The sequence below is a fragment of the Variovorax sp. JS1663 genome, from assembly GCF_002157355.1.
GTDB lineage: Bacteria > Pseudomonadota > Gammaproteobacteria > Burkholderiales > Burkholderiaceae_C > Variovorax.
In genome coordinates, this window is sequence record NZ_LYMK01000010.1 from 69,479 (window position 1) to 83,433 (window position 13,955).

General features: G+C 71.3%; 12 protein-coding genes. 4 read left to right on the top strand and 8 right to left on the bottom strand.

The window, feature by feature from the left end; translation table 11 throughout:
• The 6 genes from A8M77_RS10975 to A8M77_RS11000 form a co-directional block, all read right to left on the bottom strand.
• Nucleotides 1-1,155 (bottom strand): FAD-dependent monooxygenase, encoded by a 1,155-nt coding sequence (locus A8M77_RS10975; protein WP_086921595.1) that lies wholly within the window; start codon nucleotides 1,153-1,155, stop codon nucleotides 1-3.
• 2 nt (nucleotides 1,156-1,157) lie between these two features.
• Nucleotides 1,158-2,195, bottom strand: a complete 1,038-nt coding sequence (locus A8M77_RS10980) for a Bug family tripartite tricarboxylate transporter substrate binding protein (RefSeq protein ID WP_158100913.1) — start codon at nucleotides 2,193-2,195, stop codon at nucleotides 1,158-1,160.
• A gap of 113 nt (nucleotides 2,196-2,308) precedes the next feature.
• Nucleotides 2,309-3,448 (bottom strand): FAD-dependent monooxygenase, encoded by a 1,140-nt coding sequence (locus A8M77_RS10985; RefSeq protein ID WP_086921597.1) that lies wholly within the window; start codon nucleotides 3,446-3,448, stop codon nucleotides 2,309-2,311.
• Nucleotides 3,445-4,065, bottom strand: a complete 621-nt coding sequence (locus tag A8M77_RS10990) for a VOC family protein (protein WP_086921598.1) — start codon at nucleotides 4,063-4,065, stop codon at nucleotides 3,445-3,447. The genes A8M77_RS10985 and A8M77_RS10990 overlap by 4 nt, the downstream gene beginning before the upstream one ends.
• On the bottom strand, nucleotides 4,062-5,765 hold the full coding sequence (locus A8M77_RS10995) for an AMP-binding protein (RefSeq protein WP_086921599.1): 1,704 nt from the start codon (nucleotides 5,763-5,765) through the stop codon (nucleotides 4,062-4,064). The genes A8M77_RS10990 and A8M77_RS10995 overlap by 4 nt, the downstream gene beginning before the upstream one ends.
• A gap of 8 nt (nucleotides 5,766-5,773) precedes the next feature.
• The gene (locus A8M77_RS11000; protein WP_192871585.1) at nucleotides 5,774-7,039 is read right to left on the bottom strand and encodes an alpha/beta hydrolase; all 1,266 of its coding nucleotides are present in this window, start codon (nucleotides 7,037-7,039) and stop codon (nucleotides 5,774-5,776) included.
• A gap of 101 nt (nucleotides 7,040-7,140) precedes the next feature.
• Between A8M77_RS11000 and A8M77_RS11005 the strand changes: the two genes are divergently transcribed.
• Entirely contained in the window at nucleotides 7,141-8,097 is a 957-nt protein-coding gene (locus A8M77_RS11005; protein WP_158100914.1) for a LysR family transcriptional regulator, read from the top strand.
• Nucleotides 8,098-8,115: 18 nt separating this feature from the next.
• On the opposite strand, the gene A8M77_RS11010 is transcribed toward A8M77_RS11005, so the two are convergent.
• Both A8M77_RS11010 and A8M77_RS11015 read right to left on the bottom strand, forming a co-directional pair.
• Entirely contained in the window at nucleotides 8,116-9,447 is a 1,332-nt protein-coding gene (locus A8M77_RS11010; RefSeq protein ID WP_086921601.1) for a type II toxin-antitoxin system HipA family toxin, read from the bottom strand.
• 4 nt (nucleotides 9,448-9,451) lie between these two features.
• Complete coding sequence (locus A8M77_RS11015; RefSeq protein WP_086921602.1) at nucleotides 9,452-9,727, bottom strand: helix-turn-helix domain-containing protein; 276 nt, start codon at nucleotides 9,725-9,727, stop codon at nucleotides 9,452-9,454.
• A gap of 429 nt (nucleotides 9,728-10,156) precedes the next feature.
• Between A8M77_RS11015 and A8M77_RS11020 the strand changes: the two genes are divergently transcribed.
• From A8M77_RS11020 to A8M77_RS11030, 3 genes are read left to right on the top strand one after another with little or no spacing between them, the layout of a single operon-like run.
• Nucleotides 10,157-11,440, top strand: coding sequence for an MFS transporter (locus A8M77_RS11020; protein ID WP_086921603.1), 1,284 nt, complete (start codon nucleotides 10,157-10,159; stop codon nucleotides 11,438-11,440).
• Between the two features lie 54 nt (nucleotides 11,441-11,494).
• Nucleotides 11,495-12,607 carry a porin gene (locus A8M77_RS11025; RefSeq protein ID WP_086921604.1) on the top strand — a complete coding sequence of 371 codons (1,113 nt, stop codon included), beginning with the start codon at nucleotides 11,495-11,497 and terminating at the stop codon, nucleotides 12,605-12,607.
• A gap of 30 nt (nucleotides 12,608-12,637) precedes the next feature.
• The gene (locus A8M77_RS11030) at nucleotides 12,638-13,510 is read left to right on the top strand and encodes a helix-turn-helix domain-containing protein (protein ID WP_086921605.1); all 873 of its coding nucleotides are present in this window, start codon (nucleotides 12,638-12,640) and stop codon (nucleotides 13,508-13,510) included.
• Nucleotides 13,511-13,955 lie beyond the last annotated feature (445 nt).

A 13,955-nucleotide genomic window follows, 5' to 3' on the forward strand; every position in this document is an offset into this window, starting at 1 on the left:
TCAGGGAGTGGCGGCTGCGCGGCGGCGCTCGCCGATCACCTTCATGAGCTCCGGGAACTGCGCCGCGAGGCGCTCGTCGTCGATGCGCCCGGTGCGGGTCATGTAGCTGTAGACGAACTCGTGCGGATCGAGCGCGGCCATGCGGCGGCCGAAGTCCTCGTACCAGAGGTAGGAGCGCTCGGAGGCGCCGATCAGCTTGGCCTTCTCCGGGCCGCGCGTGCGCTCGTGCACGGCCAAGGCCTCGTCGACGTCGGGGGACGCGATGAGCGCATCGGCGAGCGAGATCGCGTCCTCGATGGCGATGCGGGTGCCGGAGCCGATGGTCGGGTGCGCGCTGGCGTGGGCGTCGCCGATCAGCACCTTGCGGCCGGCGTGCATGCGCGCATTGCGCAACACCTGGAAGGGCTTCCAGGACGAGTTGTTGGAGATCAGCGCATGCCCTTCCAGCTCGGGTGCGAACAGCGCTTCCATCCGCGCCTGGCGCTCGGCGTCGTCCAGCGCGCCGAAGCCGCCTTCCTCCCAGGTGCGCGCATCGCACTCGGCCACGAAGGTGCTCATGCCATCGCTGTAAGGGTAGTAGTGCGCGACGAAGGACCCCGTGCCCTGCGGCCGGAAGACCAGCGCCGGGGAGGGGAACACCTTGGTCGTGCCGTACCACGCGAAGCGATTGCCGAGCGAAGACTTCGTGGTGCCGAAGCCCGCTTCGTCGCACTGGCGCACGATGGAATGGACCCCGTCCGCTCCGACCACCAGGTCGGCCTCGCGCAGCGAGCGTTCGACGTCGTCCTGCGTGATGCGCTGGCGGTGATGGATCTCCACGCCGCGCTCCAGCGCCGCCGCCGTGAGGATCTCCAGCAGATCGATGCGCGTGATGGCGCCCGCCGGCCTGGGCGCGAGCACCTCGATCGGCGACTCGCGGTGCACGATGCGCTGGCGGTCGGCGAAGCGCATGGCGGCGACCAGCCGGTCGTGCGTGGGCGCATCGGCCTCGCGCAGCCGGTGCAGGCCGCTGTCGGCCAGCACCACGCCGAAGCCGAAGGTCGCCCCGCGCGGGTTCTGTTCGAAGACGCGCAGCCGCCAGCCGGGGCGGCGGCGGCGCAGCAGAAGGGAGAGGTACAGGCCCGAGGGCCCGCCTCCGACGATGTCGATGTTCATGGTCAGGGAGTCGAGGTGGGGAGGGAGCCCGCGGAGGGCGGGGGAGCGGCGGGTCGGCCCGGCGTTGGCGCGTCGGGCGGATCGAGCCGGATGCGGGCCTCGCGGATCACGCGGGCCCAGCGTTCGGAGTCGGCCTTCCATTGGGCGGTGAAGGCATCGCCGGCGGTGCCGTCGGCGGGCAGGGCCATGCCGGCGAGCGCCTGCTGCACCTGCGGCCGGCGCAGCGCCCGGCCGGCGCAGCGCTGCAGGATGGCGATCACCTCGGCCCTGGTGCCGGCCGGCGCGAACAGGCCGATCCAGCCTGCGACTTCCATCTGCGGCACGCCGCCTTCGGCGAAGGTGGGGACCTCGGGCGCGATGTCGCTGCGCGCCGTTGCGGCGATCGCCAGCAGGCGCACCCGCCCGGCCTGGAGGTGCGGCTTCAGCGTGGCCAGGGTCTCGATGACGAAGTCGACCTCGCCCGCTGCCACGGCAGCCGCGGCGGCGGTGGTGGTCTTGTAGGGCACCGCGTTGAACTCGATCTTCGATGCACGGCGGAACAGCTCGGTCGTCAGGTGCGGCACGCTGCCCGGCGCGGGGATGGCGCCGTTCAGCCGGCCTGGTTTTGCGCGGGCCTGGGCGATCAGCTCGGGCAACGAGGCGACATCCAGCTGGCTGCGCACCGCGAGGAAGAAGGCACCCGAGGCCAGGCGGGTCACGCCGACGAAGGCGGCGAGCGGGTCCTGCGGCAGCCGCGCATAGAGGTGCGGGTTGGCGCTCATCGTCCCCTGCGGCGCGATCAGCAGGCCGTAGCCGTCGGCCGGCACGCGCGCGGCCGCGTCGACGCCGATGAGGCCGTTGGCGCCGACGCGGTTGTCGATCACCAGCGGCTGCCCCAGCTCCTCGGCCATCGCCTGGCCCACGATGCGCGCCACCGTATCGGGCGCGCTGCCGGGGGCGCTGCTGACGATCACGCGGACGGGCCGGGCCGGCCAGGTCTCGGCCGCCGCGGCCCATGGCAGCAGTGCGGCCGCGAGGCTGCAGAGCTGTCGCCGGTTCACTGGAGTACCTTCGCCTTCGGCTGCGGTATTCGCCTTCGGAGCGGCCGTGCGGCTCACTGGAGTACCTTCGCCTTCGGCTGCGGTGCTATTCGCCTTGGGAGCGGCCCTGCGGCTCATGCACGCCTCCGCTGGTCCCAGCGCTCGACGAACTGCGGGTACTCGGCGCGCAGGCGCTCGTGCGTGATGCGGCCGGTGCGCATCAGGAAGTCGTAGCCGAGTTCGACGGCGTCCATGCGTTCCATCCGATCGCGGATGCCTTCGTACCACAGATAGCTGCGGCGCGCCGCATCGGTGAGCTTCTGCATCGACGGGCTGCGGGTCTGGACGAAGTCCTCCAGCGCCGACGGCACGTCCGTGCGGTGGCGGCCGAAAGCCTCCCACAGCGCCAGCGCATCCTCGAACGCCAGGCGCGTGCCCGAGCCGATCGACGGATGCACCGTGCGCAGCGCATCGCCCAGCAGCACGTGGCGACCGGCGTGCCAGCGCGTATTGGCGACCACCGGAAACTGGCGCCATTCGGACTTGTTCTCGAGCAGCGGCTGGCCCTCCAGCTCCTCGGCGAACACCTGCTGCACCAGCGCGCGGCGCTCATCCGCATGCATGGCGCCGAGCGCGAGCGCCTCCCAGGTCGGCGCGTCGCACTCGGCGACGAAGGTGCTCATGTCCGGCGCATAGGGGTAGAAGTGGCCGATGAACACACCGCCCCGCGCGAAGCGGAAGCTCAGCATCGAATGCGGGTGCACCTTGCGCGTGCCGTACCAGGCCAGGCGGTTGGTCAGCAGCGACATCGACGTGCCGAGGGCGGCGCCCAGCCCGGTGCGGACGATGGAGTTGGCGCCGTCCGCGCCGACGACCAGGTCGAAGCCCCCATCGATCTCCTGCAGGCCGCCGAGTCGGACCCCGTGCCGCACGCGGATGCCGACCGCCTCGCAAAGGCCTTCCAGCGTCTGCAGCAGCGCCATGCGGGGAATGGCGCCGTTGGCCTTGAGGCGGTCGAACCACACGCTGTCGCCGCCGTGGCGGAACTCCTGGCGCGTGGTGTAGGTGAGCTGCAGCGCGAGGCGATGGTGGAGCTCGGCATCGGCCGCGCGCAGCTTCTGCATGCCGCCGTCCGCCAGGCCGACCCCGAAGCCGTAGGTGGCATCGCGCGGGTTCTGCTCCACGATGGCGATCTCGTGGCCGGGATCGCGGCGCTTCATCAGGTAGCCGAAGAGCAGCCCCGCGGGGCCGCCGCCGACGATCAGGATCTTCATGGCGCCGCCTTCGTCTCCAGCGCCTCGGCCTTGCGCCGCCAGACGGCCTCGATGCCGCTCATGCCCAGGGGACCGCCGGCCTGGTCCTCCAGCGCCATGGCGGCCTCCAGCGTGCGCGCCGCGTCCAGCGCGTCCGCGGGCAGAAAGGGGCGGGTGGCGACCGTGATCTCGAGGCCGTAGCCGTTCGGGTCCTGGAAGTAGATCGACTCGATGACCTCGTGCGGCGTCTGGTAGACGCCGATGCCGCGGGCCTCCAGGCGCTCCTTCCATGCCTGCAGCGCCTCACGGTCGCGCACCTGCCAGGCGGTGTGCGTGGCGCGGTAGTTGTGGTCCTCGCGGCGCGGTTCCAGCCACTCGGGCCGCTGCGTGCCCAGGTAGTAGAAGAAGGCGATGGTGCTGCCGTTGCCGCTGTCGAAGAAGAAGTGCACGAAGTCGGGATGCGCCTCGCGGCCCCACCCCTTGGCCGAGACCGCATGCACGAGCGGCAGGCCCAGCGCATCGCGGTAGAACTCCACCGTCTCGCGCAGCTTCCAGGTCGGGCGCGCGGTGTGGTGCACGCCGTGCAGGACCAGGGGGCGGGTGGCGGCCGCTGCGGCCGGGTTCGGATTCGTCGTCATGGTTGTTGCTCCTTGTGATCGCCCTCGATGGCCGCCTTCGCCTGCTCGCGCAGCAGCGGCTTGGAGAGCTTCCCCGAGGGGGTGAGGGGAAAAGCCGTCGTCACGTGGATGAACTCGGGCCACTTGAATTTCGCGAAGCCGAGGCGCGCGAAGTGCTCGCCCAGCTGGGCCACGCCCGGTGCGGCAGCGCCGGGCTTCAGCACCAGGCAGGCGCAGGCGCGCTCGCCGTAGCGCGCGTCGGGCACGCCGACCAGCGCCACGTCGGCGACGGCGGGGTGGTCGCGCAGGGCGCGCTCGACCTCGTCGCAATCGATGGACTCGCCGGCGCGCTTGATCACGTCCTTGAGCCGCCCCTTGAAGGCGTAGCAGTCGCGCCCGCCGATGCGCACCCGCTGCATCAGGTCGCCGGTGCGCAGCCAGCCGTCGTCGATGAACGGGTTCCGTCCGCGCTCGTCGGCCGGGTAGTAGCCGTGCAGCGTGGTGGGGCCGCGCACCAGCAGCTCGCCGGTCTCGCCGGCCGGCAGCGCCTCGGCCGAACCGGCGCGCACGATGCGCACCTCGTCCAGCGGCGACAGCGGCGCGCCGACGCTGGCGTCGATGAGCTCGAAGGGATCGTCGGCGCGCGGCATCATCACGATGCCCTCGGCCATGCCGTAGATGTTGATGGCGCGGGCGCCGAGCTCGCGCCGCACGTAGGCGGCAGACGCGGTCGTCATCACGGTGGCGAGCGAATCCAGCACCGCGCCGCGCGCGCGCAGCCCGTCGGCCAGGCGGATCGCCAGCGGCTTGGGCAGGTAGGCCCAGGTCGGCCGCTCGCGCAGGAACAGCGTGCACAGGCCTTCCGCGCCGAGATCCTTGCCGATGGCGATGGCGCCGCCCAGCAGGAGGGCCGGTCCCCAGTGAAGCACGAAGCCGGCGTTGTGCAGGAAGGGGCCGCCGCAGAAGCAGACCTCGGGCGCGCGGCGGGCGGCGGCTTCCAGCACGGCGCGCATGTTGAAGAGGTACTCGTTGGAAAAGCGCGGGATCAGCTTCGACACGCCGGTGGTGCCGCCGGAGAGCTGGAACACGGCGACCTGGAAGGGATCGAGCTGCGCGATCGCGGCGCGCGCGACGCGCTGCGCCTCGCGGTGCGGCTGCGCCGCGATCAGCGCCTCCATGCCGTGTTGGCCGGTGCGCGGCTCGCCGCCCACGACCACCACCTCGCGCACGCTGTCGATGGCCGGACGCAGGCGCTCGGCGAAGGCCGTGAAGTCGAAGCGCGGATCGTCGCCCTGCACGAACCACAGGCTGGCCTCCGATTGCCGGCCCAGCGTGCCGATCTCCAGTTCGCGATGGCTCGCGAGCGTGCAGACCGGGATCACGCCCAGCTTCAGGCAGGCGAGTACCGCCACGATCAACTCGGCCGAGTTGGCGAGCTGGAACAGTGCGCGCTCCCGGGGCCGGATGCCGAGCGCCAGGAGGGCGGCGGCGAGCCGGTCGGAGCGTTCGTCGAGCTGGCCGTGCGTGAGCGACGCCTGCGGGCCGACGATGGCCGGCCGGTCGCGGTGCCGCTCGAAGGCAGCCACCAGTGCGCCCGCGAGGGTTTCGCGCGTGAGTGCGCCGGCCTGCACGTAGCGCGCCAGCACGTCCGCCGGCGGGTAGGTCACGCCGGGCATCGGATCGCGCACGCCGATCCCGTGGGCTTGTCGGTCGAGGGCCATGGTTCCCCTCAGACGAAGCGCTGGGCTTCCAGCCACTCGCGGATCCGCGCCCCGGCTTCCTGCTGGCCGCCGGGCTCGCCCTTGCGGATCGGGCCGCCCTGGTGGTTGCCGCGGATGCGCGCTCGCTGCTTGCCGGCCACGCCGATGGCGTCGAAGATGCGCTGCGCATCCGCCGGGAAGACGCTGTTGTCGCCGGTGTACTCGATCATCAGCGTGGGCTGCGTGATGGACTCGGCGCAGCGCAGCATCGAGGCGTTCGACGAATGCGCCGACCAGTTGGAGAGCCAGCTCTCCGGCGTGCACACGCGTGCGAAGCCGACGCTGCCGTAGTTCGAGGCGATGGGATCGGCGCCCCACAGCGTGCCGTAGGCGCGGTCGGAGGGATCGAGCGACAGATCGAAGCAGCGCAGGTCGGCATCGGTGCGCCACACGTTGAAGATCGGCGACCAGGCGGCGAGCACGGCGTCGGCGCGATCGCCGCGCTCCTTCACGCGGCGCCGCGCGGCCTGCTTGCGCGCCACGGCGTCCTGTGCGAAGGCGTCGATGCGGGCCACGCGCGCGTGCTGGGCGGCGCGGTAGCGCTCGACGAAGGCTGTCGAGTAGCTGGCGCTCCGGGGCGCGTCGTGCCAGCCGTTGCCGGGATGGAAGGCCGACAGGCTCTCATCCGTCTGCAGCGGGTCGCGCTCGTCCACCACCGAGGGATCGATGCAGCGCACCAGCAGTTCGCCCGGGCCCAGGTGGGGCGAAATGAAGACCAGGCCCGAAGGCAGCGGCAGGTCGGCCTGCTCGAGCTTCGTCGGCCGTCCGCCCGGCGAGCGCTGGATGCGGGCCTCGCCGGGCAGGGCGGCCTGCTGGTTGTAGAGCGCGGCGAGGGCGGCGCCGCCCGAGGTGCCCACGAGGATGCGGTGCGCGAAGCCACGGTCGCGCAGGAAGCGCTGGCCGGCCGCGAGGTCGTGCACCGCGGTCTCGTGCTCGAGGCGAATGTCGTTGCCCACGGTGCGCGCGCCCATCACCCACATGGCGGCGCCGCCGCGCAGCACCTCCGGCACCAGGTAGGAGGTCACGACCATCTCGCGCGGATGCATGGCGCAGCACACGCTGCGCTCCCCGCCCCGGCTGAACAGGTAGCCGGTGACGCTGGCGCCGTCCTCCGTGCGCAGGCTGTGCGCCGTCATCGAGACGCCATCGGGCAGGTGGTCTCCACGCCAGTGCGAGCCCTGCAGCCCGGCGGTGGTGGTGGCGATGGCGTCCGTGGCGCCCTCGGGTAGCGGCATGCTTGTCTCCTGTCCACAATCGATGTTGTTCGCTGGAGATGAGCTTAGGGACGGCGGCGCGATCAATCCAATCGAAGCTCGCCATAAGGACAATGCAGGCCATGAATATCAATACCTTCGACCTGAACCTGCTGCGGGTTTTCGATGCATTGATGACCGAGCGAAACGTGTCGGTCGCGGGTTCGCGCATCGGCCTGTCGCAGCCCGCGATGAGCCATGCGCTGTCGAGATTGCGCGGCCTGTGCGACGACCCGCTGTTCGTTCGCACCAGCCGCGGCATGCAGCCCACGCCCTATGCGATCGACCTGGCGCAGCCGGTGCGCTCCGCGCTGGCCATGCTGGCGGCCGGGCTGGAGCAGAGCAACAAGTTCGACCCCGCCACCTCGGACCGCCAGTTCAAGCTGGTGCTGACCGACATCGGGCAGTCGGTCTTCCTTCCGCCCTTGATGCAGGAGATCAGCGCCCATGCGCCGGGGGTGCGCGTGTCGGTGCTGCAGTTCGGCCACGAGGCGCTGTCCGCGGCGATGGAGAGCGGCGCGGCCGACCTGGCCATCGGCAGCATTCCGACGCCCACCGAGGGCTACTTCCAGCAGCGGCTGGTGGTCGACCGCTTCGTCTGCGTCATGCGGCGCGGCCATCCGCTGGCGGGCAAGCCGCTGACGCTCGAGGACTACGTCGCGGCCGCGCACGCGGTGCCGTCGCCGACCTGGTACCAGGTCACCAGCCGCATCGACCGCGCGCTGGCCGAGCGCAAGCTCACGCGCCGCGTGCAGGTGGAGTTTCCGCACTTCCTGGTGCTGCCCATGCTGCTGCGCTCCACCGACCTGATCGCGACGGCGGCATGCACGCTCACGCACACCCTGATGCCGAAGGACGATTTCGTCACCTCCGAGCTGCCCTTCGAGCTGCCGGCGATCGAGATCCGGCAGTTCTGGCACCCGCGCTTCCACCACGATGCGGGCATCCGCTGGCTGCGCAACTTCTTTGCCGGGCACTTCGTGCGCGGCCCGGGCGAGGCCGCGGAGGAGGGCGGGTCGATGGAGATCGACGAGCGCTGAGCCCTGAAGATAAGGAAGCTATCGGGCCGGCATGGCGGCGAGGCCTTCGGCCGAAGCGGCCAGTCTGGCGAAGATGCGGTCCGCGACCTGCTGCGGAAAACCCGCGGGCACGCGTGCCGAGACCCGCGCGATGACCTCCGGCGTGCGTTCGACGAGGGCGGCGATCAGGCCCTCCGCATTCGCCCCGTAGAAGCACATCTGCGCCGTGGCGTTGAAATGCCGGCGGCAGATGGTCTTGAAGTGGTAGTGCTTGCTCTTTCCGAGGACGGCCATCGCCAGCTTCGCTTCGTGGCGCGAGAACTGGTTGGGCCCGTTGCCCTCGATCGGCCAGATCGACATCACGTCGTACAGCGGCGTGAGGCGCAGGCGGCCTTCCTGCAGCAGGCGGATGCTGAAGTTCCTGGCATGGCCGTCGGGTGCGCCGAGCATCCAGAAGAGGATCTGCGCGGTGAGCAGTGTCCCCAGGTCCTGATGCGCGTCGACCGACTGGCGCAGCACCCGCGCGAGGTCGAGCATGCCGGGGCCGCCGTCGGCTTCGTACTTGAGGTGCGGGGGGCGGCCCAGGGCCTGGCAGAAGTCCTCCTGGGGAAGGCGCAGCAGCCAGCGGCCCGAGGAGTGCCATTGCCGGTCGAAGCGCTCGACCGCCAGCACCTTCTGTGCGCCGAAGCGCAGGATCGCCGAGTTGGGCACGGGCACGCCGTAGGCCTGGAGGAGGTTGAGGCAGAGCCATTCGTTCTCCACCGACGTGCTGAAGTCGGCCCGGCGATGGCCGACCAGGCCCAGCGGCAGCTTCAGGATGTGCGTCGTGGGCGTCGCGCCCTGCGGCCTGAGCCATTGGCCGCCGTGCCAGAGCAGGGCCGTCTTTTCCTGGGCGCCGGCCAGCGAGATGCGCAGTTCGTCCTCGGGCGCGCCGAGGGCGCCCGGGGCCCCGGTGTTGGCGAGCAGGCGTTCGACGTCCTGCTCGCTGAGCGGCGTGCCCTCGATGCGGTCGACAGCCGGTGGACCGTCGTCTTCGCCGAGCAACTGGATGGCGCCCACGCAGTCGCGTCCGATGGCCTGCAGCAGGTCGAAGGCGTCGGCCGATTCGGTCTGGAAGCGCCGCGCGATGCGTTCCCGGATGGGAAGGCTGTCGGGCAGCAGGTTGTCGAAGTAGTTTCGGACGACCTCGCCCTTGTGCGCGGCGTGGCCGATCAAGGGCAGCGAGAGCGACAGCGGCCGGCGGGCGGGCGAGCGCAGCCAGGCCTCGTCGTAGTGCAGCTCGTCTGCGCCGCGCCCGGGAATGCGCCAGCTGCCGACGCGCTCGCCGTTGGCCCAGATGGAGAGCGAGCGGGTGTGCGACCTGCGGCCCATGGGGCTACCACTCCACCGGCGGCGGCTCGCGGACGCCGTGGGGCTCGCCCGGCGCGGGAGACGCCAATCTGGGGCCGACCATGATCTCCAGGCCCAGGACGGCGCAGATGGCGAGCAGTTGTTCGACGCTCACCGAGCCCGGATTGAGTTCCATGTGGGAAACGCGGCTCTGGCTGATGCCCAGCCGCTCGGCCAGCGCGTGCTGCGACAAACCCGCGTCGCGTCGGGCGGCCTTGATCCAGGCACCGAGCTGCGAGGAGAGGGAAAGGACCTGGTGCATCGCTCACCCATGAAATGAGTAGATCGTATTTTATTGATTTAATTGGTAAAACGCAATTTACTCATGATGTTGGCATTTATGGATCGACCCACTCCATCGGTCGAATGGCTTCGACTCTGGCCCGGCGGGACTATTCACGCCGTGCATGTTCTCTATGGTGAGCTTCGATTGGATCGGCGCAGCAGCCGTCCCTAAGCTACGGGCCAACGAGAAGCCACGCATCCGTGGCATGGAGACACGCATGGCCACCCTTCCTTCATCGCCCCGCGCGGCGCCGCGCCGCAGCGGCTGACCCCGGCGCCGCAGCCGGCGCGCCCCACCCGATCCATCGAGCCACCACCAGCGCTTCGCCCAAGGCGGGCGCCGGAGGCGCCTGCGCGCCCGTCCCTTGCGGGTGGCTTGCCGTCGACCACCCACCAGGAGTTCCACATGAATTCGACCCCATCGGCCGCACGCGGCGTCGAAGCCGCAGGCAGGCCGCTGCGCGAGGGCGCGGACGCCACCCGGCAACTCCTGCGCGTGCTGGGCGCCGCCCTGGGCATGGCCGGCGGCTTCGGCGCCCTCTACTTCGGCACGCTGTCGGTCTTCCTCAAGCCGATGGCCGGCGACTTCGGCTGGGGCCGTGGGCAGACCGCCGCCGCGACGGCGCTGGCGATGGTGGGCGTGGCCGTGGGCTCGCTGATCGTGGGCCGCGCGATCGACCGGCTCGGCGCGCCCCGGGTCATCGGTGCGTCCGCGCTGGCCATGGCCGTCTCGATCGCCTGCCTGTCATGCATACCGGCCAGTCCTGCCGCGCTGGCCGCGCTCGGCTTCGCCATCGGCCTGCTGGGCGTCGGCACCACGCCCGCCGGCTACCTGTCGGTGCTGGCGCGTCACTTCGACCGCCGGCTCGGGCTCGCGCTCGGCGCGGCGATGCTGGGCCTCGGGCTCGGCACCGTGGCGATGCCGATGCTGGCGCAGCAATGGATCGAAGCGTGGGGATGGCGCACGGCCTACCTGGGCCTCGCCGCGCTGTCCTTCGTCCTGGCCGCCGCGTCGATGGCCTTGCTGTTCGGCGGCCCGTCGATGGCGTCCGCCGCAGCGCGGCAGCCCACGGCCGCAGCCTCGTCGCCGGTGGGCGACAGCTTCCCGGTGGTCGTGCGCAGTGCGCGCTTCTGGGGGCTGGTGCTGATCGTGTTCGTGGTCTCCGCAGCAGGCCTCGGCGCTTCGGTGCACATGGCGTCGCTGCTGACCGATCGCGGCCTGCCCGGCGCTGCCGCCGCACAGGTGGTGGCCTTGTCGGGTGCCGGCGTGGCTCTCGGACGGGTGCTCGTCGGAGCCCTGCTCGACGTGGTGCGTGCAACGCGGCTGATCGCGCTCGCCTTCCTGCTGGGCGCGGTGGGCCTCGCGCTGCTCGCCGCGGACGGCCAGCGCACGCTGCCGGTGCTGGCGACCGGCGCCTTCCTGGCCGGCTTCGCGATCGGCGCCGAGGGCGACTTCATTCCGTTCGTCGTGCGCCGCTATTTCGGATTGCGCGCCTTCGGCGCCACCTTCGGCTGCCTCTTCGGCGTCTACGCGCTGGGCGGCGTCGGCGGCCCCGTGCTGTTCGGCATCGCCTTCGACGCGCTCGGCAGCTATGGCGCGATCTATGGCACCGCGGCTGCCGCGTGCACGGCATGTGCCGTCGCGGCGCTGGCGCTCGGGCCCTACCGCTTCGCTGCGGACGCGTGCTGAGCAGCGCCTTCCCCATTTTCATCACCACAACCACTACCACGAGGAGATTCATCCGTGACCCAGAGATCCCTGGTCTTCGGCGCCGTGCTGGCTGCGCTGGCCTTCACCACCCATGCCCAGTCCAGCGTGACGCTGTACGGCGTCGTGGACCTCGGCATGCGCATCAGCGACTCGCAGGGGCCGGGCGGCGCGTACACCGTCAAGTCGGTCATGTCGGGTGGACTCGCGCCGAGCCGCTGGGGATTGAACGTCGTCGAAGACCTGGGCGGCGGGCTGAAGGCCATCGCCAACCTCGACCGGCGCTTCCAGGCCGACACGGGCGTCGGCGACCCCGGGCCCGACTTCCAGCAGTCCTGGGTCGGGCTGCAGAGTGCGAGCTGGGGCCGGGTGACGCTGGGCAGGCAGTACAACGTGCTCTTCGATGTCACGGCCAGCACCTTCGGCGCCTTCATGCCGGTCGGCCCCTTCCTCAATGCCTACAAGCCCGATGTCGCGCTCGCGCTCGGCGTGCGCAACGACAACCAGGTGAAGTACCAGCTTGTCGCCAACGGCTGGACATTGGCGCTGCAGGCGAGCGCAGGGGAGGGTGCCCCCTTCAGCACGACCATGGGCAAGTCGCGCGGCGGCATGTTGAAGTACAGCGACGGGCCCATCGGCGTGGGCGGGGGCTACCTCGAGCGGCGGGACAACGCCGACCGCAAGGCGCAGGCCTCCCTGCTCGGGGCGGCGTACACCAAGGGGCCGCTCTACCTGAACGTCGCGCTGGCCAGCGCCCGCTTCGACGATGGGCTCAACACCGCCCTGCTGATGGTGGGCACCGGCGTCGAGAACACCATCGCGCCGGCGCGGCCCGGCCAGCTCGCCAACCGGGTCAGGCAGCGCGACATGTGGTCGGTGGGCGGCACCTACGAGGTGGCGCCGGCCTTCTTCGTCGGGGCGCAGTACTGGTCGATCCGGCAGAGCTTCCACACGCCCGGCGCGCCCGAGGGTCGAGGCCGCTTTCTGGCTCTGCTCGTGGACTATTTCCTGTCGCGGCGGACCGATCTCTATGCCTCCGTCGATCGCACCACGCTGACCCACCTGCAGCTGACCAGCAGCCCGAGCGGTGTGCCCAACGGCGCCACCCGGCGCACCGCGTGGATGGTGGGCATGCGTCACCGGTTCTAAAGCGACCCTTGTGGCGCCCAACCCCAGCGAATGCCCTCGCGTGTCACCCTCCTGCCGCCGTCGCCGGCCCTGGCCGACGAGGTGATGGGCTACGTGGTGCGGCGGCGCAGCGACGATGCAGCGGCGGGGCCGGCCAGCCCCGCCGCCTTCCCGGCCAACCTGTACGCCACGCTCACCATCGTCCACAGCGGCAGCCTGCGCGACCCGGCGAACGGACACGCGACGACCGGCGCCTGTTTCGCCGGTGCCATGACCCGCGAGGCATCGCGCGAGTACATCGACGAGCCGGAGACCACGGTGGTGCTGTTCAAGCCCGGCCGGCTCACGGATGTGTGCCGCCTGCCTGCCGGCGAGCTGACGGATCGCTGGGTCGATGCCGGCGCCGTGCTGTCGCCGCGCGAACGCCTGGAGATCTCCGATCGCATGCCGGAGCAGGCCACGGTGGCGCGCCAGGTCCATGTGCTGGAGATGCTGCTGGAGCGGCGGCTGCAGCGTGCGTCCGCGAGCCGTGCCCTGCCGCTGGCGCGCATGGTGCAGCGGTTGTTCTGGCAACTGCCCTTCATGCAGGTGTCGGCGCTGGCCGAGCATGCCGGCCTGGGCGGGCGGCAGTTGCACCGCCGCTGCCTCGACACCTTCGGCGTGCCGCCCAGGCTGTTGATCCGGCTCGCGCGGCTGCAGCTGTCGCTCTGGCAGGTGCAGGCCGGCGCGCGGCGCGGCGGCCCCTTGCTGCCGTCCGTCGCGCGGCGGTCGGGCTTCGCGGACCATGCGCACATGGCCCGGGAGTTCCGCGCGCTGCTGGGCCGCTCCCCGGGTGCGCTGCGGCGGCGCATGGCGCTGGTGCAGCCATCCGAGTGGGCCTACGAGCTGCCGCAGGACCTGCTGGACCCGCAACCGGTGGCCTGACACGCCGTGAGGCTTGGACGAATCGGACACGGGACTGCCCAGCCGCGTCACGCGCCTGTCCCGCCTTGTCACGCCCCGCAGGCCGCGACGATCGCAGCCGCGCGCCGCGGTGACGCTTCCTGTCACTCGGGGCCCGCCGGGCCGCGGGCATGGCGCTTGCCCCTGGGCGGACCATGACCTCCTACCGAGCTTCACGACTCCTCGGCGCGATGGCGCTGTCCTTGTTCATGGCCGCATGCGGCCATGAACAAGGACAGCGCCATCGCGCCGAGGAGTCGTGAAGCTCGGTAGGAGGTCATGGTCCGCCCAGGGGCAAGCGCCATGCCCGCGGCCCGGCGGGCCCCGAGTGACAGGAAGCGTCACCGCGGCGCGCGGCTGCGATCGTCGCGGCCTGCGGGGCGTGACAAGGCGGGACAGGCGCGTGACGCGGCTGGGCAGTCCCGTG